At 56.8% G+C, this 21,605-nt stretch carries 19 protein-coding genes; 8 read left to right on the top strand and 11 right to left on the bottom strand.

The features are described 5' to 3' along the window. The first annotated feature begins 153 nt into the window (after window positions 1-153). The 4 genes from CU048_00460 to clpA all read left to right on the top strand — a co-directional run bounded on the left by CU048_00460 (window position 154) and on the right by clpA (window position 4,674). Entirely contained in the window at window positions 154-492 is a 339-nt protein-coding gene (locus tag CU048_00460; protein QBR70002.1) for a Phasin, read from the top strand. Window positions 493-780: 288 nt separating this feature from the next. Continuing rightward, window positions 781-1,326, top strand: coding sequence for a hypothetical protein (locus tag CU048_00465; GenBank protein QBR70003.1), 546 nt, complete (start codon window positions 781-783; stop codon window positions 1,324-1,326). A 431-nt stretch (window positions 1,327-1,757) separates the two neighbouring features. Next, the gene (locus CU048_00470) at window positions 1,758-2,153 is read left to right on the top strand and encodes an ATP-dependent Clp protease adapter ClpS (protein ID QBR72539.1); all 396 of its coding nucleotides are present in this window, start codon (window positions 1,758-1,760) and stop codon (window positions 2,151-2,153) included. A 13-nt stretch (window positions 2,154-2,166) separates the two neighbouring features. After that, on the top strand, window positions 2,167-4,674 hold the full coding sequence (gene clpA, locus CU048_00475; protein QBR70004.1) for an ATP-dependent Clp protease ATP-binding subunit ClpA: 2,508 nt from the start codon (window positions 2,167-2,169) through the stop codon (window positions 4,672-4,674). 66 nt (window positions 4,675-4,740) lie between these two features. Here clpA and CU048_00480 read toward each other — a convergent pair whose 3' ends face one another. Continuing rightward, window positions 4,741-5,175, bottom strand: a complete 435-nt coding sequence (locus tag CU048_00480; protein ID QBR70005.1) for an HIT family protein — start codon at window positions 5,173-5,175, stop codon at window positions 4,741-4,743. A gap of 51 nt (window positions 5,176-5,226) precedes the next feature. After that, window positions 5,227-6,477: a GNAT family N-acetyltransferase gene (locus tag CU048_00485; protein QBR70006.1), complete on the bottom strand. Its 1,251-nt coding sequence runs from the start codon at window positions 6,475-6,477 to the stop codon at window positions 5,227-5,229. 207 nt (window positions 6,478-6,684) lie between these two features. On the opposite strand from CU048_00485, the gene CU048_00490 reads away from it, so the two are divergent. Then, complete coding sequence (locus CU048_00490) at window positions 6,685-8,193, top strand: amino acid permease (protein QBR70007.1); 1,509 nt, start codon at window positions 6,685-6,687, stop codon at window positions 8,191-8,193. A 41-nt stretch (window positions 8,194-8,234) separates the two neighbouring features. Here CU048_00490 and CU048_00495 read toward each other — a convergent pair whose 3' ends face one another. Further along, the gene (locus CU048_00495) at window positions 8,235-10,754 is read right to left on the bottom strand and encodes a hybrid sensor histidine kinase/response regulator (GenBank protein ID QBR70008.1); all 2,520 of its coding nucleotides are present in this window, start codon (window positions 10,752-10,754) and stop codon (window positions 8,235-8,237) included. 274 nt (window positions 10,755-11,028) lie between these two features. Between CU048_00495 and CU048_00500 the strand changes: the two genes are divergently transcribed. Next, window positions 11,029-11,295, top strand: a complete 267-nt coding sequence (locus CU048_00500) for a hypothetical protein (protein ID QBR70009.1) — start codon at window positions 11,029-11,031, stop codon at window positions 11,293-11,295. Window positions 11,296-11,439: 144 nt separating this feature from the next. Here CU048_00500 and CU048_00505 read toward each other — a convergent pair whose 3' ends face one another. Next, window positions 11,440-11,655 carry a hypothetical protein gene (locus tag CU048_00505; GenBank protein ID QBR70010.1) on the bottom strand — a complete coding sequence of 72 codons (216 nt, stop codon included), beginning with the start codon at window positions 11,653-11,655 and terminating at the stop codon, window positions 11,440-11,442. Between the two features lie 6 nt (window positions 11,656-11,661). On the opposite strand from CU048_00505, the gene CU048_00510 reads away from it, so the two are divergent. Beyond that, entirely contained in the window at window positions 11,662-12,402 is a 741-nt protein-coding gene (locus CU048_00510; GenBank protein QBR70011.1) for a hypothetical protein, read from the top strand. Window positions 12,403-12,456: 54 nt separating this feature from the next. Here the strand turns inward: CU048_00510 and dksA are convergent, their stop codons facing one another. The 6 genes from dksA to CU048_00540 form a co-directional block, all read right to left on the bottom strand. Then, window positions 12,457-12,822 carry an RNA polymerase-binding protein DksA gene (dksA, locus tag CU048_00515; GenBank protein QBR72540.1) on the bottom strand — a complete coding sequence of 122 codons (366 nt, stop codon included), beginning with the start codon at window positions 12,820-12,822 and terminating at the stop codon, window positions 12,457-12,459. Between the two features lie 186 nt (window positions 12,823-13,008). Then, on the bottom strand, window positions 13,009-14,226 hold the full coding sequence (locus CU048_00520; protein QBR70012.1) for an isocitrate dehydrogenase (NADP(+)): 1,218 nt from the start codon (window positions 14,224-14,226) through the stop codon (window positions 13,009-13,011). Window positions 14,227-14,393: 167 nt separating this feature from the next. After that, on the bottom strand, window positions 14,394-15,137 hold the full coding sequence (locus CU048_00525; protein ID QBR70013.1) for a hypothetical protein: 744 nt from the start codon (window positions 15,135-15,137) through the stop codon (window positions 14,394-14,396). Between the two features lie 18 nt (window positions 15,138-15,155). Next, complete coding sequence (locus tag CU048_00530; GenBank protein QBR70014.1) at window positions 15,156-15,896, bottom strand: serine/threonine protein phosphatase; 741 nt, start codon at window positions 15,894-15,896, stop codon at window positions 15,156-15,158. Window positions 15,897-16,128: 232 nt separating this feature from the next. After that, window positions 16,129-17,658 carry a hypothetical protein gene (locus tag CU048_00535; protein QBR70015.1) on the bottom strand — a complete coding sequence of 510 codons (1,530 nt, stop codon included), beginning with the start codon at window positions 17,656-17,658 and terminating at the stop codon, window positions 16,129-16,131. A 231-nt stretch (window positions 17,659-17,889) separates the two neighbouring features. After that, complete coding sequence (locus CU048_00540; protein QBR70016.1) at window positions 17,890-18,582, bottom strand: hypothetical protein; 693 nt, start codon at window positions 18,580-18,582, stop codon at window positions 17,890-17,892. A 623-nt stretch (window positions 18,583-19,205) separates the two neighbouring features. Here CU048_00540 and CU048_00545 point away from each other — a divergent pair. Continuing rightward, window positions 19,206-21,143, top strand: a complete 1,938-nt coding sequence (locus CU048_00545) for a threonine--tRNA ligase (GenBank protein ID QBR70017.1) — start codon at window positions 19,206-19,208, stop codon at window positions 21,141-21,143. Window positions 21,144-21,228: 85 nt separating this feature from the next. Here the strand turns inward: CU048_00545 and CU048_00550 are convergent, their stop codons facing one another. Further along, window positions 21,229-21,594 (bottom strand): DUF3574 domain-containing protein, encoded by a 366-nt coding sequence (locus tag CU048_00550; protein QBR72541.1) that lies wholly within the window; start codon window positions 21,592-21,594, stop codon window positions 21,229-21,231. Between the last annotated feature and the right edge of the window lie 11 nt (window positions 21,595-21,605).

Here is a 21,605-nt window from a genome sequence, read left to right on the forward strand (position 1 = left end):
TCATTTATGGCGGGGCAGTTATTGTGCGCCGCACCATCAACTTGACGTGATTTGTGCAACGCACTATTTTAAATGGCAGCGGCCGCTTGAGCTGCAGATTAGCCGTCTCGGTCTTAGGCGAGCCGGCACAGCATCGACTGAGGATGAAAACACATGGCTACTGACTTTGACGACGTCCAGAAATTCGGCAAGGAACAATTCGAGACAGCCGCAACGGCAGCGAATTCTTTTGTCAAGAGCTTCCAAGTACTTGCCACTGAAGCAGCGAATTTTTCCAAGACGTCGCTCGAAAATAACGCTGCCTATATTGAAAAGCTGCTAGGCGCCAAGTCTTTGGAAAGCGCTATTCAAATTCAAACCGATTTTGCCAAGAGCAGCTACTCGGGCTTCCTCGCGCAGGCGACCAAGTTTGGCGAGATCTATTCGAACTTGGCCAAGGAAGCTTTCAAGCCGATCGAAAGCGCAATTTCCAAAGCTCAAAGCAAGTATTGAGCTTCTGACGCAGACGTTTCCGGCAATTCTTACGACGACCCCTCTATCATCTGCCGGAAGCACCCGCTGGGGATGCGTTAAAACTTTGAAGGGCTCGACCTTTCGTCGGGCCTTTTCGTGCTAAAAATATGGTGAGTCTTTAACAATTCGGGGACGGCACATCCTTCGAATGCGGCGTCATTTTCAGCGATCCTCGCTGAGCCTTGGAGGGCGCAGTGTTGAAGTCGTGATCGGCCCGGCTTCGGGCGCAACGACAAGCGCCTTTTCATTTCTTGAAAGGAAACCGATATGGCGCAGACCGAAGACAAGCGCGAAGATGAGCTTGCTCAATCATCGGAGGCCGGGGCGACGGTAAAGGCCGTGACCGCGCCGGTTGAGACATCTGCGCCAAGGGGCGCTTCCAAAAAAACCTCCAGCGCCGCGCCGCAGGAGAAGACCCCGGCAGGGCGAAGCGAGCCCGCCATAGCCAAGCCGGTGGAAGTCAGCGAAGCCCATCTCATCGAAGAGGCTGTGGCCGAGGAAATCGACACGCTGCAGAAGTTGAGCGACAAACAGCTTGATGCCGCGGTATCGGTGGCGAATTCCTTCACCGAGAGCTTGCAGCAATTGACCGCTGAAGCGACCGACTATTCGAAAAAATATTTCGACAATGGCGCGGTTTTTATGAAAACGCTGCTCGGGGCCAGATCGCTGAGTACCATTGTTGAGGTCCAGACAAGCTATACTGAGACGGCCTATGCGAACTATCTGGCGCATCTTGTAAAAATGGGCGATCTTTATCGCTCTCTTCTCGAGGCCGCGGCGACGAAGACCGGCATCGCAAGGCCGAGGTAGATACGGTCAAGCCATAGTTAAAGGTTTGATGACAACTTCGTTGTGTCATTCTCCATTTCTGTTGCCGAATCGAAGACAGTTCCTGCGCATCCCAACGAGCCCGGCTTTCGCCGGGCTTTTTGTTGCAAAGAGGTGGCGACCGCCCCAAATTAGGGACTGCCTGTTTTTTCGGCGCGCGCGGCCAGTTCGCGGGCAGAGATGTTGGTGAAACGACGTGGTTTGCACAAAAACTCGTGTGGCTCCCCACGCGAACCGGCGCTAAGATTGGAAAGCTGATCGAACGCTGGGCCGTGTTGTCAATTCCTGCTTGCCGGCACAGCCCGGACGTCGTTCACTGGTGGTCCGCCGCGGAAGCGATTGCGCGGTGGGAGCCTTTGGAAGGTCGAGGTTTGGCGGTGGCGGACGAAGTCTTTCGGAATTTTACTCCCCAAATCGATAACGCAGCCCGCGTCGGTTCCGGTCGCGGTCCGTCGCGTGCCTCCGCTCGCCCGGTTTTCGCCGCCAAGGATCCGCAGCGGGGCGGAGAGGGGAACCCAGGCACGGCGGTCATTACAAGGCCCAAAATTCAGACCCGGCGTCCAAGCATGTACCGGGTCTTGCTCTTGAATGATGACTACACCCCCATGGAATTTGTGGTCTCCGTGCTAAAAAAATATTTCAACAAGGGACCAGAAGAGGCGGAGCGCATTATGCTTCATGTGCATCAGCATGGGGTCGGGGAGTGTGGGATCTTTACCTATGAAATAGCCGAGACAAAGGTGACACAGGTCATGGATCACGCCCGCAAACATCAGCATCCTTTGCAATGCATCATGGAAAAGAAATGAGAGGTTGGAGCCTATGCCGTCCTTCTCCCGTAACCTTGAACAATCGCTGCATCGGGCCCTGGCGATAGCCAATGAGCGGCATCACGAATACGCCACGCTCGAGCATTTGCTGCTGAGTTTGGCGGAAGACGGGGATGCGGCGGCAGTATTGCGCGCGTGTTCGGTCGATCTCGATCTTCTGAAAAAGAACCTTCGCGAATATATCGACCAGGAGCTTGACAATCTGGTCAGCGACGATCGCGAGGATGCCAAGCCAACCGCGGGATTCCAGCGTGTCATTCAACGGGCGGTGATCCACGTCCAGTCGTCCGGACGGGAAGAAGTCACCGGCGCCAATGTACTTGTCGCGATGTTTGCGGAGCGCGAGAGCCATGCCGCCTATTTCCTGCAGGAACAGGACATGACCCGCTACGATGCGGTGAATTACATCAGTCATGGAATCGCCAAGCGTCCAGGCCTTTCGGATTCCACGAAGACCCCGCGCGGGACCGAGGAAGAAACCGAGGCTCGGGAAGCGAAGGACGCAAAAGAGGGTGGCGAGTCGAAGAAAAAGGAAGGCGCGCTCGATGCCTATTGCGTCAATCTCAATAAGAAGGCGCGTGACGGGCGAATCGATCCGCTGATTGGCCGCGAGATGGAAGTTCAGCGTACCATTCAGGTCCTATGCCGCCGGCACAAGAACAACCCGCTGCTTGTGGGGGATCCGGGCGTTGGCAAGACCGCGATCGCCGAAGGCCTTGCGCGCAAGATCGTCAAGGGCGAGGTTCCAGAGGTGCTGGCCGAAGCGACGGTTTTCGCCCTCGACATGGGGACTTTGCTGGCGGGGACTCGCTACCGCGGCGATTTCGAAGAACGCCTGAAACAGGTGATGAAGGAAATCGAGAATCACAAAAAGGCGATTTTGTTCATCGACGAAATTCACACGGTCATTGGGGCCGGGGCCACCTCCGGCGGCGCGATGGATGCCTCGAACCTTCTGAAACCCGCTCTGGCGCAAGGGACGCTGCGCTGCATCGGCTCGACGACCTATAAGGAATATCGGCAATATTTCGAAAAGGACCGCGCGCTGGTGCGGCGGTTCCAGAAGATCGACATCAATGAGCCAACGATTCCCGATGCGATCGAAATCATGAAGGGGCTGAAACCCTATTTCGAGGAATTCCATAAGATCCGCTACACCAACGAGGCCGTGAAAGCCGCGGTGGAACTCTCGGCACGTTACATTAACGATCGTAAATTGCCGGACAAGGCGATCGACGTGATCGACGAGACCGGTGCCAGTCAGATGCTACTGCCGGAAGGCAAACGCAAAAAAACGATTGGCATCAAGGAAGTCGAGGCGACCATTGCAACCATGGCGCGGATTCCGCCCAAAACCGTCTCGAAGGATGATGCCGAAGTTCTCGAGCATCTCACCGAGACGCTTGAGCGCGTGGTCTATGGCCAGAACAACGCGATCCAGGCCTTGACGGCGGCGATCAAGCTGGCGCGCGCCGGCCTGCGCGATGGTGAAAAGCCGATTGGCAGCTACCTCTTCTCCGGCCCCACCGGTGTCGGCAAGACCGAGGTTGCGCGTCAACTCGCGGTGAGCCTCGGCGTCGAGCTCGTCCGGTTCGACATGTCGGAATATATGGAGCGCCACACGGTCTCGCGGCTGATCGGCGCGCCGCCCGGCTATGTCGGCTTCGATCAGGGCGGGCTTCTCACCGATGCGATCGATCAGCATCCCCATTGTGTCCTGCTGCTCGACGAAATCGAAAAGGCCCATCCCGATCTCTACAACATCCTGTTGCAGGTCATGGATCATGGCAGGCTGACCGATCATAGCGGCAAGGCCGTCGATTTCCGCAACGTCATCTTGATCATGACCACCAATGCGGGCGCCGCCGACATGCAGCGCGCGGCCTATGGCTTCACCCGCACTAAGCGGGAAGGCGAGGATGTCGAAGCGATCAACCGGATGTTTGCGCCGGAATTCCGGAACCGGCTCGATGCGGTTGTGACATTCAGGCATCTGCCGGCTGAGGTCATTATCAAGGTTGTCGACAAATTCATCATGCAGCTGGAAGCCCAGCTCGCCGATCGCAACGTCACGATCGAATTGACCGACGAAGCGCGCAACTGGCTGGTCGAACACGGCTATGATGAGCAGATGGGGGCGCGGCCGATGGCGCGCGTCATCCAGCAGACGATCAAAACACCGCTTGCCGATGAAGTCTTGTTCGGAAGGTTGAAAAATGGCGGAGCGGTGAAGGTTGTCGTCACGGCCGAGGAGGATGGCGTCAAGAAATTGAGCTTTGTGTTTCCTGAAGGCCCGATCCTTCCGCGTCCCGAGCGCGATATTGTCGAGGCCGGCAAGAAGCGTGTTCGTGCCGAACCGGAAGTGCGCCGGGCCAAATCGCGCCGTCTCAAGGGCGAAGATGGCGACGATGAGCTGGACGAGGATCTGCCGGAAGATGATGCGCCGGATGGTGATGAACCTGCCACCGTGCGCAGCGGCGAACCGGATCTGAAGCACTAAACATCGTCTGCGAGCCCAACTGAAATCATAAAAGCCGGCGCCCAAGCGTCGGCTTTTTCTTTGAGTTCAGACGGTCTCGACCGCCGTGGCGATTTTTTTGCGAAATGCCTCCAGCACTTCGGGCTTTTCCGGTGTGCCGGTGTGCGGCCGTAGCTCGACGTCCTTCCAGCGCGGCAGCACATGAAAGTGCAAATGAAACACGACTTGCCCACCTGCGGGTTCGTTATACTGGAGGATCGTAATGCCGTCGGCGGCGAGCGCCGCCTTCACGGCCAGCGCGATGCGCTTCACGCGGGCCATGAGCTTTCCTAAATCCTCGGGGTCGACATCGAGAATATTGCGTGCCGGAGATTTGGGAAGCACCAAAACATGGCCGTCGGCGCGCGGCATAATGTCCATGAAGGCAAGGGCGACGTCGTCTTCGAAGACTTTATGACACGGAAGCTCGCCCCGGAGGATTTTCGCGAAAATATTGGTGTCGTCATAGGCTGGCGTCGGCATTCTCAGCCTCCATCAATAGATGATTCGATGTGCCAAGGATCGCGGCTTTGGTCAATCTTCTCTTTTGAAAGGCGTGAGCTCACCATATTCCCGGAGCGCTTCGTCGACGTAAGCACGCTCCTTCTGAAGAAAAGAGGCAATCGCCCCGGCAAAGCGCTGGTCACCTATGTCATGCGCTGAATAGGTTTCGACGGGGCCGTAGCCGCGCGCGAGCTTATGTTCGCCTTGGGCGCCAGCCTCGACCCGGCCAATGCCGCGCGAAATCGCAAATTCGATCGCCTGATAATAGCAGACCTCGAAATGCAGAAAAGGTTGCTCCTCGATCGCACCCCAATTGCGCCCGTAGAGCGCATCCTTACCGATGAAGTTTAGGGCGCCGGCGATGTAGCGGCCATTGCGCTTCGCCATCACCAGAAGAATATGGTCGCTCATCGCCGCGTTCACGGTGGAGAAGAATTCGCGGGTAAGATAGGGCGTCCCCCATTTGCGAAAACCGGTGTCTGTATAGAATTGAAAAAACAGGTCCCAGTGGATTTCCTTGATGGCGGCGCCGGTCAAGAGCTCGATCTCGATTCCGCCGGTGAGCGCCTCCTTGCGTTCGCGGCGGATCATCTTGCGTTTCCGGGAAGCGAGCTCGGCCAAGAAGGCCTCGAAATCCGTGTAGCCCTTATTGATGAAGTGAAACTGTTGTCCAGTGCGCAGCAAGAATCCCGCCGCACCGAGCGCTTCCCATTCAGATCGAGTCGGAAACGTAATGTGGGTCGACGACGCGCCGATTTTTTCGCGCCATACGCGAAGGCCTGCAACCAATTGCTGGCGTGCAGCTTCACCATGTCCCGCCGCTGTCAAGAGGCGTCGGCCGGTTGCCGGGGTAAAAGGCACCGCGACCTGGAGCTTTGGATAATAATCCAGGCCGGCGCGGCGATAGGCGTCCGCCCAGCCATGATCGAACACATATTCACCCATGGAATGAGTTTTTAAATAGGCTGGTGCCGCCGCGGCCAACCGTCCCTGCGCGTCCTTCGCGAGGATATGGGTCGTCGTCCAGCCCGCCCGGGAAGAAACCGATTTGGAGGTTTCCAGCGCATTCAAAAAGGCGTGGGTTATAAAAGGGTTGAAGCGTTCCTCTTCGTACGTCGACTGACAATTTGAGAGCGCTGGAGTCGCGCCGCTTTCGCTTAAGACCTGCTCAGGCTGAAGAACAGCGCCCGAGGACGCCATCGGATTCGCGCAAGCGTCCCATTCAGCGGCGTCGATCTCGCTCATGGATTGGGCAATATGGACCTTGTAGGGCAAAGGCATTGCCGCAGCGTTCCGGACTTGACAGGGCGGATTGTAAAGGTAGCGCGGGGCTGAACTGCAATTCTAGCGCCAGGAGTTTGACCCCGCAGGGTTCTCCCGTCAAATTGCGCACCCGTTGGGCCGCTTCGTTGTCCTCCACCGCGAAAACATGCAACAAGGCTTCGGGCAGGCCTATTGGCGCATGCCAGACCCAGGAGAGCCAGGGGAATGACAAATATTTGGGCGCGTAAACCAATTGCCATGCTTCAAGCTGAGGCAAAAGATATCGAATTTGGAACCCTCCGCGGCAGCGTTCCGCTCCATAGGACTCTCTCCCTTGCGAGCCTTATCGGCCTTGGCATCGGCTGCATCATCGGCGCCGGCATCTTTGTTCTGACCGGTCATGCCGCGGCTGCGCATGCCGGACCCGCGGTCAGTCTCTCGTTTGTCCTTGCTGGCATCGTCTGCACCTTCGCCGGCCTTTGCTATGCGGAGATGGCTTCGACCGTTCCGGTGGCGGGCAGCGCCTATACCTACGCCTATGCGACGATGGGTGAGTTTATCGCCTGGATCATCGGATGGGACTTGATCCTCGAATATGCCTTTGGCGCGACGACTGTGGCCATCGGCTGGTCCGGCTATGTGACAAGCTTCCTGCGTGGCCTCGGCATCAATATTCCGACAGAGTTTTCCGTTGCACCCTTTGCCTATGATCCGGCCACGGCAGCCTGGTCGCTTACTGGGGCGGTCGTCAATATTCCGGCCATGTTCATCATTCTTCTGGCCACGATATTGCTCGTCATCGGAATTAAGGAATCGGCCAACGTCAACAATGTGATCGTGGCCATCAAGCTGGCGATCATCGTCGCCTTCATCCTGGCGGGCGTATGGTTCATCAACAAGGCGAATTGGGTGACGCCGTCCAATCCTTACGGGGCCTTCATTCCGCCCAATGCCGCGCCGGGCCAATATGGCTGGAGCGGAGTCCTCCGCGGCGCCGCGGTTGTCTTTTTCTCTTATATCGGTTTCGACGCTGTCTCGACGGCAGCCCAAGAGGCGCGCAATCCTCAACGCGATATGCCTATTGGCATCCTTGGCTCCTTGGCGATCTGTACGGTCCTTTACGTCCTCGTGAGCTTTGTCATCACCGGTATCGTTCCTTTCGACCAGTTGAACGTCCCCGATCCGATTGCGCTCGGCGCCGATGTGATCGGCCTTGGCTGGCTTGCCGGCGTCATCAAACTCGGTGCGATTCTCGGTTTGAGTTCGGTGATTCTGGTGCTGCTGCTCGGGCAGACGCGGATCTTCTATTCGATGGCGCGCGACGGCCTGTTTCCTCAGTTCGCGGCGATTGTTCATCCGACGTTTAGGACTCCCTATATCATCACCCTGATCACGGGAGTGATTGTCGCGATTTTGGCGGGTTTGCTGCCGATCGGTCTGGTGGGCGAATTGGTCAGCATTGGCACATTGTTCGCGTTTGCAATTGTTTGCGTGGGCGTGCTGGTTCTGCGCAAACGGAGTCCGGAAGTTCACCGGCCGTTCCAGACCCCGCTGGTATATGCCGTAGCGCCGCTTGGCGCCATTTCTGCCGTCCTCTTAATGTTGGGCTTGCCGAGTGACACATGGGTGAGGCTTGCCATCTGGCTGGTCATCGGCCTTGCCATTTACTTTTTCTACGGTCGCAGTCACAGCCATTTGACGCGGGGAAAAGCGGCGGATGAAGCCGCTCGGTAATGTGAGTCCGCATCAGCCTAGCCGCGAGCTTTCGATCGCGGCTAGGTCCTTCCGCTTTGGTTGCCTTTAACCGCTTCAATCAATTGCTTCAAACTGAAGGGTTTCGGTAGAAAGCTGAAGTCCTCGCCTTCTGGGAGATTTTTAGCGAACGCGTCCTCGGCATAGCCAGACACGAAGATGACCCTGGCCTTGACGCCGCGTTTGCGCAATTCTCCGAACATCGTCGGACCGTCCATCTCCGGCATGACCACATCGGAAACGACAAGGTCGATCTTGCCTTCGTTTTGTTCGACGATGCGCAGGGCTTCGACGCCCGAGGCCGCCTGCAGGACCGTATAGCCGCGTGAGGCAAGCGCGCGAGCGCCGAAAGCTCGGACCGCCTCTTCGTCTTCGACGAGGAGGATGGTTCCATGCCCGGTGAGATCGGCTGGCGGCGCTTTTGTCGTCTCGGGGGCGCGCGTTGCCAGAGATACGTCGGGAACATAGCGCGGCAAGAGGATCGAAAACACCGTCCCCTTGCCAACCGTGCTCGAACAAAAAACATAGCCGCCGGTTTGCTTCACGATGCCATAGACCATGGCCAGACCAAGACCCGTGCCTTTGCCCACCTCCTTGGTGGTAAAAAATGGCTCGAAGATCTTGTCCTTCACGTCCGACGCGATGCCATGGCCGAAGTCCTCGACCTCTATGGCGACATAGTCGGCCGGAACCAGCGATGTTTCACTAAAATCCGCGCATTCGGACGCCGTCACATTGCGCGTCCGCAAATTGATCCTTCCGCCCAGCGGCATCGCATCGCGCGCATTGACGATCAAATTGACGATCACCTGCTCGAATTGATTGAGATCCGCTTCGACCAGCCAAAGGTCGCGTCCGTGGCGCAAGTCGAGCTCGATCTTCTCGCCAACCAGCCTGCGCATCAACATCTGGAGATCCGAGAGGACGTCCCCAAGTTGCAGGACCTGTGGCCGCAATGTTTGGCGCCGCGAGAAGGCCAGCAGCTGACGCACCAATCCGGCGGCGCGATTGGCGTTTTGCTTGATCTGCATAATGTCCCGGAATGCCGGATCGGTCGGCCGATGATTGGCGAGAAGAAGATCGGAATAGCCGATGATCGCGGTGAGGACATTGTTGAAATCATGCGCCACGCCGCCGGCAAGCTGTCCGATCGCATTCATTTTTTGAACCTGTGCGAAATTGGTTTGCAGCGTGCGCTGTTCGGTGGTGTCGAGCGCGTAAATCATGGTGTTGTTGCCGTCGCGATCCCCTAACGCGGAGACAAATAATCTGGCCGAGCGCTCACCTTCTCCTCGCAGGCCGACGTCGACCGGCGGAATATCGGTCGTTGAGCGTGCAGCTGCGGCTATCGCGGTCTCCAGGGCCGGGTGATCCCGATCGAGGATTCCGGCATAAATCGAGCGCTCGGCAGTCTCGTTGGGCTTCAAGACCTTGGGCATGAGCCGGGCGAAAGCGGCGTTTGAGCGGCTGACGCATCCGTTGCCATCGAGGATCGCTATGGCCATGGGCGTCGCGTTGAAAATCCGCGCGAAACGTACCTCCGCCGCACGTAAATCCTCGGCAGGTTCCTCACCGGGGGCACGGTTAAGCACCAAATTGCGCGACGCTCCCGGCGCGCCGTTTTCGTCGAAAGTTACGCTGTGGAGCAGGCGCACGGGGAGATTTTGCCCCTTGCGGCGCGTCAAATCGATGTCGAATTTTTCGGTGCGCACTTCACCCGCGCTGCCGCCGACCGAAGCGAGCAGGGCGGATCCGTCGCCAGCCACGAAATCGGAAAGTTTGAGCCTGCCGGAGCCGATTTCGGCCAAATCATAGTCGAGCCAGCTCGCAAGTGTCGCGTTTATGTAGGAAACGTCGCCCGCCGCGTCACAGGAAAAAAATCCGGCCGGGGCCTGGTCGAGAAAATCAATAGCCTGGTGCAACTCCTGAAAGATTTTTTCCTGTCGTTGCCGGTCGCGGGTCACATCCGCAACGGTCCAAAGGCTGGCGCGCTTGGCGCTTCCCATGGCAAGGGGGCCAACCGTAAGCTTATACCAGCCAACCCCGGTCTCAGCCCCAAGCGGAGGCGCCAGGCGCAATTCCTCGGTGGCATGGTTGCCTTCACGAGCTGCCTGGGCAAGCCGATAGATGGATTCGGAGATTTCCGGCGCTCCGGAAAACAGCCTCTCGACTGACCGCAAATCGGCGAGACCCCGCGCGCCGGACAGGGATAAATAGGCCTCATTCGCATAAATGATCTTGCCGTCGCCATCGCTGGCGAGCAGCCCTTCGGGATTACGGTCGCAAATGAGCTTGGTAATGTCGTTGTTCGACGTTGGCCCGGCAAAGCGGAGGACGCCGATCGCAAGCGCAGACAAAGCGCAGATCCCGATCATCGCAAGAAGGCCAAGCCCTATAAGGACGATAAGGATGGCATCCTCATTCGGAACCAAGGAAATTGCCGCGACGGCGACGGTCAAAACAGCACAGAAAGCCAGCACCAGCACCGGCTTTCTCATAGGTTTGGCTGCTTGAATCGGTGCGAAGGTCAGCGGTTCGTTCATCAAGTCTCATCCGGTGAACATAAGTGCGGCACTCAACGTTTTTTGATATGGGAGCCGGCACGGGAGCCTAACAAAACAGGCTTTTGTGCTTTATATTGCCGAGACATTGGCAAGTGTAAAAAATGGACCTATGCCTAAATAGCTTTGGTTTGGGCTTTCCTGGCTATTTCGATTCGGCGCAGGCAACAAGGGCGCCGGAACGTCGGTGAACTTTCATAATCCCCGGCGCGTTCAGATTTCGACATCTCGTGAACCCCGAGATGGAGAGCCCGAGATGGAGGAATTCATGAAATTGTTCGGTAAAATCCTTGTCACGACAACGGTCTCAATTCTGGCTTCCAGCGGTGCTATCGCTCAAAACTACAATTATTATTACGGCCCGCTTCCGCCCAATCCACCCCCGAGCTGGCTAGCGGAAGGGAGGTCGGTCCAGGATTGGCAAAATTACCGCTACGATTATTCCGGGACCGCCGGTCGCATGGGGCTGGGCGCGGATCCGGCGCATCCCGAGGGGCCCGGTAATTTTTCCTCTCCCCGGTAGCAGATTCAAGGGCGGCTTTTTTTCGATGAAAAGCGTTAACTATTTTCTGTCGTCAGGCCCATGACTGACCGTATCATGGTAAGGTCAAAGCTTGATTTTCACGTCTTCGAGTGAGCCGCCACCATGCAGGGCTTAAGTGAGGGGTTATTGGAGAGCAAAGGTCTCAGCTTTGCCGCTGTGGCAATTGCTTTCCTCGTTGCCGCCCTTTTGATTCTTTTGATTTTTCGGATTGTTTTCGGGCGTCGGCTTCGTTTGCCTCGCAATGGCAGGGTGCGGCAGCCGCGCCTCGGCATTGTCGATGCCTTCGACCTCGACCGGCAGCGCCAGCTCGTGATCGTTCGACGCGACAATGTCGAACATCTCCTGATGATCGGCGGTCCCAATGACCTCGTGATCGAATCGGAGATTGTCCGGGCCGATAGCCGCGACAGCAGGGTCCGGGAGAAGGACCTTCGCGACAAGGAGCTGCGAGAGGCGCCGATGTCCGCCGGGGCTCCCTGGCCTGCTCCTGTCGAAGTGCCAGTCTCGCGCTCAGTCCCGCGAACTAAGCCATATCTGGAGCCGGACCCGGGGTTTGCCGCCAGTTATCTGGAGGAGGCCGTGCCTCCGCCTCCAGCCGTGGTGAGCACGCCGAGGCCGCCCGTTTTTCCGACTCCGGCCAGGCGGACCCAGGCTGCACCGGTCGTCAATTCGCCGGGCCCTAGGATGCCCAGCCGAGAGCCTTTGCGGACGGAGCCCGCGCAGCCCGGCGCACAAGCGGCAAAGGGCATTTCGCGGACGTCTCTGGCCACACCCTTTCTGCGCTCGTCTGTCCAGCGGCCGGTGCCGGGGGCCGAGGTTAAGGCGGTCCGACCCTCCCCGGCTGATTCAGCCCCCCTCGTGCTACCGGGCTTGAACACCGGCGATCTTGAGGAGATGGCAGCGAAGGCTCAGGCGGAACCCCAGCAAGAGCTTTCCGCAGTACTACCGATGGACGCTCCCGCACCGGCCCGTTCTCCCGCCGGTCCGGTGGAAACCGCGGCTCCAGAAGGGTCGGCAACCCCTCCGATGCAAAGCCAGCTCGATACGCTCGAAGAAGAAATGGCCAAACTTCTTGGTCGGGGCTGAGTCCGACCGAGAGCCGGCGTAGGGCAGAAGCAGGGTGCCAGGATCGTTTTCGATCTAATCCTCGCGGTAGGTCCGCTCACGCCGTTCATGGCGCTCCTGGGCCTCGACCGAAAGGGTGGCGATCGGCCGAGCATCAAGTCGCTTGAGACCGATCGGCTCGCCGGTTTCCTCGCAATAGCCGTAGGTGCCGTCTTCGATGCGCCCGAGTGCGGCATCTATTTTTGCAATCAACTTCCGCTGGCGGTCGCGGGCTCGTAACTCGATCGACCGATCCGTTTCAGAAGAGGCGCGGTCGGCTAAATCAGGGTGATTCTGATTTTCGCTCTGTAACACCACCAACGTCTCTTGGCTTTCTCGGAGAATATCCTCTTTCCAGGCAATCAATTTTCGACGAAAATAGTCTCTTTGGCGGTCATTCATGAAAGCTTCGTCTTCGGACGGTTGATAACCGCCTTGGATTTGCTCGACAGGTATCACTTGCGAGACTCCCAAAGCCCAAATTGAAGCCCTTATAACGATTGGCGTTATGAGTTTCAATCACAACGGCGCCGGATGGCCCGCTGCGAACAATATTTTGCGAATGGCAACGGTTTGGGAACGGTCCCCTCACTTCGCGCCCATGGCGGCGCGCAAGTTTTCATCGATCTTGTCGAGGAAACCGGTCGTTGAGAGCCAACGCTGGTCGGCCCCGATCAGGAGCGCCAGGTCTTTTGTCATATATCCCGCCTCGACGGTCGCGACGCAGGTTTTTTCCAGCGTTTGCGCGAATTGGGCCAATTCTGGATTGTCGTCCAGTTTTGCCCGGTGCGACAATCCGCGCGTCCAGGCGAAGATGGAGGCGATCGAATTGGTCGACGTTTCCTTGCCCTTTTGATGTTCCCTGTAATGACGGGTGACCGTGCCGTGCGCGGCCTCGGCTTCCACCGTCCTGCCATCCGGGCTCATGAGAACCGAGGTCATCAGGCCAAGCGAGCCGAAGCCCTGAGCCACCGTATCGGACTGGACATCGCCATCATAGTTCTTGCACGCCCAGACATAGCCGCCGGACCATTTGAGGGACGAAGCGACCATGTCGTCGATCAGACGATGTTCGTAGGTGATCCCCGCCTCACGGAATGCATCCTTGAATTCGGCTTCGAAAACTTCCTGGAAAAGATCCTTGAATCGTCCATCATAGGACTTCAGAATCGTGTTCTTCGTCGACAAATAGACCGGATATTTGCACGTCAGCCCGTAGTTCATGGAAGCGCGGGCAAAGTCACGGATGGACTCGTCGACATTGTACATCGACAGGCTGACCCCGGGGCCAGGATAGTCGTAGACTTTCCTCTCGATAATCGTTCCGTCGTCGCCTTCGAATTTGATCGTCAGCCTGCCTTTGCCCGGAATTTTAAAATCGGTCGCCGCATACTGGTCGCCGAAGGCGTGGCGGCCAATGACGATAGGCCGTGTCCAGCCGGGGACCAGGCGCGGAACGTTGCGACAAATGATCGGCTCCCGAAAGATCACACCGCCGAGAATATTGCGGATCGTGCCATTCGGCGATTTCCACATTTGCTTCAGCTTGAACTCTTCGACCCTGGCTTCGTCCGGCGTGATGGTGGCGCATTTGACGCCGGCGCCGCGTTTCTTGATGGCGTTGGCCGCCTCGACCGTCACCTGATCGTTGGTTGCGTCGCGGTTTTCGATCGAAAGATCATAATATTCCAGATTGAGATCCAGATAGGGATGAATGAGCTTGTCACGAATGTAATGCCAAATAATCCGGGTCATCTCGTCGCCATCGAGTTCGACGACGGGGTTTTCGACCTTGATTTTGTTCATTAGTGCAGCTTTCGGCTATTGGAAGTACCGCTTCGGGTATTTTGTATTGGTCTCGTTTGGGCAGAATTCTTAATGACGACCAAGTCGATGGAGAGGCGATCTACGGGCAGGACGCGGCGTGCCGGAGCCCGCTTCAGGCAAACTTATAAAATGAGCCAAACAATGTCTCATTTTGGCGGGTCGGAATGAAGCTGTTGGGCTGCGGCAGGATCGACCCCCGCGACGAGCGATTCAAACAGCGCCTGATTTTGCGGCCAAGCATTGCGATAGGCGGCAATGAGTCCCTGCCGATATTCGGGGCGCTGGTTCAAGATCGCGCGTATATCGCTTTTGATAAAGGCCTGAACATCCTTGTCGGCGAGCGCGCTCGAAGTTGCCACGCGCTCAAGGCGTGCCGGGGCCAGCATGGTGTTGCTCGGCGCTGTAAAATAGGACATTTCCAAAAGCGTACCGATGCGATTCTCGTCGATTGTCGGACTGGGAAGTTTTGCCAGAAATAGCCATGCTGCGCCATTGATGGGCGCGAATCGGAGAGCGGTCTCCGCATGGCGTCTCGCGGCCTCGACCTTTTCACGATTTGCCGGGTCGAGGTTCGCGTAGCGGTCCGTCCACATGAAGCGCGAATCGGTGAAGGCAGCTTCGGCCCAAAGATCTCCCCGGATCGCTCCGAGTTCGGCGGCGAGAATGGCGCGAGAGCGATAGGCCGCCAATGTCTCCGCGCTGGCACGATCCGAGGGAAAAGGGATCGTCTTCGGCCGAAACAGTTCGGGCACCAGCACCCACAAACCGGACAGGGCCAGCAGCGCGGCAAAAACCAGAAATGCGACGCGCAGCCGACGCGAGTCGGATCGGAGATTTGATCCTTGCGGAAAGCTTGGGGAAACAGGGAAAGGGGGCGCGGTCGATTTCAAGGATTCTCTTCCATTCGATTAAATGAATTCAATCTTGTCGCGTTCCAGCCTGAGGCAGGTCAAGCGACCGGTCGCATAGGCTCCCGTGTCGATATTGATACGATTCTTCCGAACCTCCGGTTCCATGCCGGGCGTATGGCCGTGGACGATGATTTTTTCAAAGGGCTCTTCATGTAACAAGAAATCTTCTCGAATCCAGAGAAGATCATCCTCGCATTGATCCGTAAGAGCTGTGCCGGGACGGACGCCGGCGTGCACAAAGAAAAAATCGCCACAGGTAAAAGAGAGCTTCAAGTCGGTGAGGAATTGATTGTGGCTCTCAGGCATAGTCCTGGAAAGGATTGCTGCAAGATCGGCTTGTTCTTCCTCGCTGGAATTCATTGTTGGAGCGAGGCCATAGGACATGAGGGTCGGCAATGCACCATATTGTGCCCAAGCTTTGAGAATTCCGGGATTGCTGAGAAATTCCGAGAGATAGAGTTCATGATTGCCTTTGAGAAAAACCATTCTGTGGCGCTGGGCGCGTTCGATCAATTGATCCAGAACGGACGCTGAGCCCACGCCTCGATCAATATAGTCACCGAGAAAGACATGAATAGCCTCGGCTATGGGGTGGTCTCTCAGATCAGCATCGACCCGCAATAATAATTGTTCAAGCAAGTCAGCCCGGCCATGGATGTCGCCGACCGCATAAATGCGCACGCCATCAGGTACGAACGGCCGTACAGGCGTTGTATTGACGTGACGCGATTTCCACATCTACGCTTTACGCTTCGCTTTGGGGAGCGGCGGCCGGCTTTCGCTTTGCGACATGGCCAGGAGATTGCCGGTTCGGGGCCGTCTGTCAATAGCGGCGGCGGGGCGTCGCGAGGCCGCGAATTTGTGCCTATAAATCAGGCTCTAAGGCTCCCACCGATGGGAAGCGCGAGGCCCTCTCAAGCCCATGCGGGGCTGTAAAAGCGCGGGAGGGCGACGCCGAGGCTTGACTTTGTCAGAACGGCTGAATCCTAACCAGTTTCTTGTAGGAGCGGACTGCTCTTTGCAGCTGCTTTTTTATGAAGCTTTCGGAATCCGAACCGTCTGCGGCGAAAGAGCCCGGGAACGGTGCCGTGGCATTGGCGGGGTTTTCCGCAGCCTCCGCCTCCATAAAGGCAACCCTTTCTTCCTCGTCCCGGATTTCACCCAGGGCGCCCTGAAGGCTCTCGCAATAGTCAATGAGCTGCTTGAACTGCTTTGGGTCTTTGGCCACGCCCCGGACGTCAAGGAAGAACTCCGCCATATAGCGTAGCTTCTTCGCCTCAATTCGAACTTGATGGCGCTCGTGGGGCGGGAGATTAATGAGATCTGTGCCTTGTTCCACCAGTTTCTTGCGGCGCTTTTTCAAGCGCGCGCGAACAAATTGCGTCATCAGATCATTTTCAGACCCGGACACTTGCGAATGCCATTTGCCGTCTTCGATCCAAATTGCGAGATCGAACAGCAGCATCCGCCCCCGTTCGCTTTCCAGAGCTTCGACAAGAGCCTGATGGGCGAAATGGTGCTTCGCTTCGAGATGGGCGGTCAGCTCGCCCGCTTGGGTGGACGCCTGTATCTGCGCGGCCAGCAGCGGCAAGCTCTCCGCGAGAACATCCATGTCCCGCGCCGCGCCGAGCAAGCCCGCCAACCACTTCAATTCGCCGAGCAGCTTTCGATATTCGAGGTCGCTCACCAAGGGCCGAAAAAGCACCATGGCCGCGCGGAGGCGGCGAATCGCGATTCTCGCTTGGTGGACCGCTTCCGCTTCGTTGAATTCCACAAAGCCGGACTGATTCAGCTGAAAATCATGCAGGCAGGTATGGAATATTTTCTGGAAAGCCTGCCGGCTGGTCATTTCCCTTTCAAGGTGGAGTCCGGAAACTTTTATCGCATGACCCCACTGGCCCTGGGCAAGAAGATGGCCGCGCTCACCTTTGCTCAAAAGACTTGGATGGAGCGGCGCTCTTGAAACAAATGTGCGGGCCAGGGCAAACAGGCCGAGCCGGTCCCCGCGCTTCAATTCCAGTTCCAACTCGCAAACGCTAAGCCGCTTATCATTGGCTTCGATAAAGCCACGATCGAACGAGGCTTCAATCTGCGCCGCCTCCGCGTCCAGCATCCAGGAGGTGCGCTCGATATCGATCTTGAAAGCCGGTCCCAGATCGCGCCGAATGCGAGGCTTTGCGATTAAAGGTGCCAGCGGCGTATTTTTGATCTGCTCGAGTTCGACCGACGTTCCCTTGACTTCAGCTTCCCATTCTTGCCGCTGAACATGCGAGGAAACGATTCGTTTAACGGTTTGAACGTGGCTTTTCCCGTTCGTACGCACCCGTAAAGTAAAACCTGATTTCCATAGGTCTTGCTTCTGCGTATCAAAATATAGGGCTTTGAGATGTTGACGATGAGACGGCGACGCCCCTTTGACGGAGGACACCAGGCTTTTTATATTTTGTAGATTATCTTCAGAAATCAAGAACTTAAGTTCTGTCTCAAGCCCTTGAGTCATTGGGTCCGCTCGTTACAACGAAGTGCGAAGCGATGGGTCGCGCCGCTTCCAACATAAGCGTGAAGTGTATAACAGATTGATGACACCTCTACGCGACCAGCACGTGGCAAAATCACTCGCATTCGGAGCGTCGCAGCGGCAACAAAAAATGCCCCGGACTGTTGAAGACCGGGGCCATTTAGTTTGATAGGTCGCGGCACTTTTTGCCTTGGCCGCGGTCTTAGTGAGAAATCATTCCACCTGAAGGAGCAGCGCCACAAGTTCGCTTTGCCTGTGGGTGTCGGTTTTAGCAAAAACGGATTTGAGTTGATTGCGCGCTGTCTCGCGCGAGATCTTCAATTCACGTGCGGCAATTTGCGGAGGCGCTCCGCGTGCTATGATGCATGCGAGTTTCGCCTCCGATGGCGTCAGCCGAAAGGTCTTGGCGAGGATCTCCGCCGGCGGACCGGGTTTTGGTCCCAATGCATTCAGCGTCAGGAGCGCATGCACGTCTTGCTCGGAAGAGCGGGCGGCCCCCTCGAACGGCCAGATTCGTAAAATCACCGGCAGTTTGTCGGGGCGTTGAATGATGATTGGCTCTGCGATCAAGCTCTTTAATTTCGCAGAATTGGCCAGCTCGTCCAAGGCTGCCTTTAGAAGCGCACGGGCTTCGAGGTCGCGGACGAAAAGTCGCTTGTCTTTGATCTTCACGTCATTGTCGAAAACTGCGTCTGCCGCAGCATTCACATCGACGATCAGTCCACGCCGATCAACCGCGATCGCTGGCAGCCGCATTGTATTCAGCGCATCGGTGGCGGAGGTGCCTGTTCCCCGAGCGCCCGACACTGCGGCTATTTCAATCAAACGCCGTGTGAAAGAAGCGAGAATACGCTCCTCTTCTGCGCGCAACTGGCAAACGTCTGAATTCATTTTCAACATGGTCATTGCACTACCGAGATGAAAAGAGGGGGTATAGCTATGATTGGACGCTTTGCTGAATCTTTCGCTTGGATGCGACAGACCGAAGACAAAGGTTGATAGAAATTTTGCTGACGCATTACAATAGCAAGCATTTCTCTTTATTGTGATGAACTCTGTATCAAATTCCGAAACGTCGAATTTGAGGGCAAGCAGCCCTCAAATTGAAAATTTTGCCAAACGTTAGTGTGTCTCATCGTCATTACATTCTACACGCGAATTATAGTGAACAAGCGACATTGTAGAAACGGTGTAGGGCCTTCTGTGCGATTACGCACAGGGGCCCACTGTAGCCAAACAATACGAGATGAAAGATTTCAAAATTCATCATATTTAAGTTGTATGTATTCAATAATATAACCTGACTGCATTCGCTAATTATGCATATTCTTGAAAAGTTTGCAATAAACTACCTTACCTTTGCTTTTGCTTAGCGATTGCCTGCTGTGTCCGTCGGCGGACTCCCTCCACACTCGCAACAGCCGCGCTTGCGCCGCCGGATGTTTTTGATCAAGAAGTGGCCGGTAGAGTAAGCGGTTAGAGCTTACGCCGATTGGTATCGGCGAGTGAGCGAGAAGGAGTTGTAAAACGTGATTTCTGTATCTTTTCCAGATGGGGCTTCGCGAAATTTTGAGCCTGGGGTAAGTGGCCTCGACGTTGCCAAAAGCATTTCCCCATCGCTCGCCAAACGTACCGTCGCGATGGCTGTAGATGGAGTTCTATCCGATCTCGCCGATCCGATCACACGCGACGTTCAAATCGAATTTGTCACCCGAGAAGATCCAAGAGCGCTTGAACTTATTCGGCACGATGCCGCGCACGTGCTCGCCGAGGCGGTGCAGATGCTTTTTCCCGGCACGCAGGTCACCATCGGGCCGGTGATCGAGAACGGCTTCTATTACGATTTTTATCGTGCCGAGCCATTCACGCCAGATGATTTCCCGGCGATCGAAAAAAAAATGGCCGAGATTATCGCCCGTGATAAAGCCTTCACGAAGGAAGTTTGGACACGGGATCAGGCGAAGGCATGGTTCGAGACCCATGGAGAAGCATTCAAAATAGAACTCGTCGATGCGATTCCGGGCAATGAAGATCTAAAGATTTATAAGCAGGGCGAGTGGCTGGATCTCTGTCGCGGTCCACACATGACCTCGACCGGGAAGATCGGTAACGCCTACAAGCTCATGAAAGTCGCCGGTGCCTACTGGCGTGGCGATTCAACACGACCGATGTTGCAGCGCATCTATGCGACGGCCTTCGCCAAGCCGGAGGAACTCGCAAATTATCTGAAGCAGCTTGAGGAGGCGGAACGGCGCGACCATCGCCGGCTTGGACGGGAAATGGACTTGTTCCATTTTCAAGAAGAAGGGCCGGGCACGGTCTTCTGGCACCCCAAGGGCTGGACCTTGTTTCAAACCCTGATCGCCTACATGCGGCGGCGCCAGAATGAGCTTGGCTATTTTGAGGTCAATACGCCCCAGGTGCTCGATCGCGCGCTATGGGAGACGTCCGGCCACTGGCAGACGTTTCACGAGAATATGTTCATCACCCAGACCGAAGACAAACGTGTCTTCGCCTTGAAGCCGATGAATTGCCCTGGGCATGTTCAGATCTTCAAGAACGGTTTGAAATCCTATCGCGATCTGCCGCTGAAAATTGCGGAGTTCGGAACCGTCCATCGCTATGAGCCATCCGGCGCGATACATGGCATCATGCGGGTGCGGGCCTTTACCCAGGATGATGCGCATATTTTTTGTACCGAGGATCAGATCCTGGAAGAATGTCTGAAGGTCAATGACCTCATTCTCTCGATCTATCGTGACTTCGGATTTGAGGACATCGTCATCAAGCTCTCGACGCGTCCGGAAAAGCGCGTCGGCTCGGACGAGGCTTGGGATCGCGCCGAAGCTGCCTTGTCCCGAATCCTCAAGGCCCTGGCCGAACGGGGCGCCGTGACCGCGATCAATCCAGGCGAGGGCGCGTTTTACGGGCCGAAGCTCGAATACACCTTGCGCGATGCGATCGGTCGCGAATGGCAATGCGGTACGACGCAGATCGACTTCAATATGCCGGGCCGCTTCGGGGCATTCTATATCGGACCCGACAGCGAAAAAACGACTCCGGTGATGATTCATCGCGCGGTGTTCGGCTCGCTCGAACGCTTTACCGGCATTCTCATCGAGCATTTTGCCGGGCATTTGCCGTTGTGGCTTTCCCCCGTACAAATTGTCGTCGCAACGATCACCCAGGATGCCGATGATTACGCCGCTGAAGTGATGGCGGCCGCCCGAAGGCTCGGGCTTCTGGTGGATGGCGACCTCCGCAACGAGAAGATTACTTATAAGGTGCGCGAACATTCATTGGCCAAGATCCCGGTGCTGCTGGTCGTTGGAAAGAAAGAAGCTGCCGAGCGGACCGTCTCAATACGGCGGCTGGGCTCGCCCGATCAAAGTCAGATGGGCCTGGAGCCGGCCTTGAAGTTGCTCGCTGAAGAAGCCACGCCACCGGATCTTAAAAAATCGGCCTAGGCGCGGCGGGTCGTGTTTCCTTCGGCGCCGCGCAGAGCTTTGTACCGCTCCTGTCGACGACCACGGCCGGCTGAGCGCCGCGCCCTCAGAACGACACGCAGGCCGGCGCCCCGTCGGCCCGCAGCACGCTCTCTTGGCCAAAGCTAGCCTTGTAAGCGGTGCGGATAACCTCGATTCGCGTGTCCCCAGCCTCGGGGGAATACCAGATCAACAACAGCCGCGACGTTTCCTTGATGAGACGTCCCGCGCCGTCGCGCCATTGGCCATAGCCCGTGAGCACCGTAAGCCCGTCGGGGAAGCGCGGTGTAACCTCGGTCGCCAAAAAAGTCTCCCATTCTTCGTCGCTGACCGGCACGCTGTTCCTGCGCTGGGCACCGAACAGGAGTTCGATTTTCGCCATGGGCCGCGTTTGCGAAGGGCAGACAAGCGCGCTGCCATTGTGTCCCATCATCCTCCAACCTG

The organism is Beijerinckiaceae bacterium (assembly GCA_004564215.1).
GTDB lineage: Bacteria > Pseudomonadota > Alphaproteobacteria > Rhizobiales > Beijerinckiaceae > Methylocapsa.

Coding starts and splice junctions, on each gene's coding strand:
- CU048_00485 (QBR70006.1), bottom strand. CDS start 6,477: ATGCCTTTGCCCTACAAGGTCCATATTGCCCAATCCATGAGCGAGATC.
- CU048_00505 (QBR70010.1), bottom strand. CDS start 11,655: ATGTTCGACATTGTCGCGTCGAACGATCACGAGCTGGCGCTGCCGGTC.
- dksA (QBR72540.1), bottom strand. CDS start 12,822: ATGAATGACCGCCAAAGAGACTATTTTCGTCGAAAATTGATTGCCTGG.
- CU048_00550 (QBR72541.1), bottom strand. CDS start 21,594: ATGATGGGACACAATGGCAGCGCGCTTGTCTGCCCTTCGCAAACGCGG.
- CU048_00490 (QBR70007.1), top strand. CDS start 6,685: ATGACAAATATTTGGGCGCGTAAACCAATTGCCATGCTTCAAGCTGAG.
- CU048_00500 (QBR70009.1), top strand. CDS start 11,029: ATGGAGGAATTCATGAAATTGTTCGGTAAAATCCTTGTCACGACAACG.
- CU048_00535 (QBR70015.1), bottom strand. CDS start 17,658: ATGACTCAAGGGCTTGAGACAGAACTTAAGTTCTTGATTTCTGAAGAT.
- CU048_00460 (QBR70002.1), top strand. CDS start 154: ATGGCTACTGACTTTGACGACGTCCAGAAATTCGGCAAGGAACAATTC.
- CU048_00495 (QBR70008.1), bottom strand. CDS start 10,754: ATGAACGAACCGCTGACCTTCGCACCGATTCAAGCAGCCAAACCTATG.
- CU048_00465 (QBR70003.1), top strand. CDS start 781: ATGGCGCAGACCGAAGACAAGCGCGAAGATGAGCTTGCTCAATCATCG.
- CU048_00510 (QBR70011.1), top strand. CDS start 11,662: ATGATCGGCGGTCCCAATGACCTCGTGATCGAATCGGAGATTGTCCGG.
- CU048_00520 (QBR70012.1), bottom strand. CDS start 14,226: ATGAACAAAATCAAGGTCGAAAACCCCGTCGTCGAACTCGATGGCGAC.
- CU048_00530 (QBR70014.1), bottom strand. CDS start 15,896: ATGTGGAAATCGCGTCACGTCAATACAACGCCTGTACGGCCGTTCGTA.
- clpA (QBR70004.1), top strand. CDS start 2,167: ATGCCGTCCTTCTCCCGTAACCTTGAACAATCGCTGCATCGGGCCCTG.
- CU048_00480 (QBR70005.1), bottom strand. CDS start 5,175: ATGCCGACGCCAGCCTATGACGACACCAATATTTTCGCGAAAATCCTC.
- CU048_00540 (QBR70016.1), bottom strand. CDS start 18,582: ATGACCATGTTGAAAATGAATTCAGACGTTTGCCAGTTGCGCGCAGAA.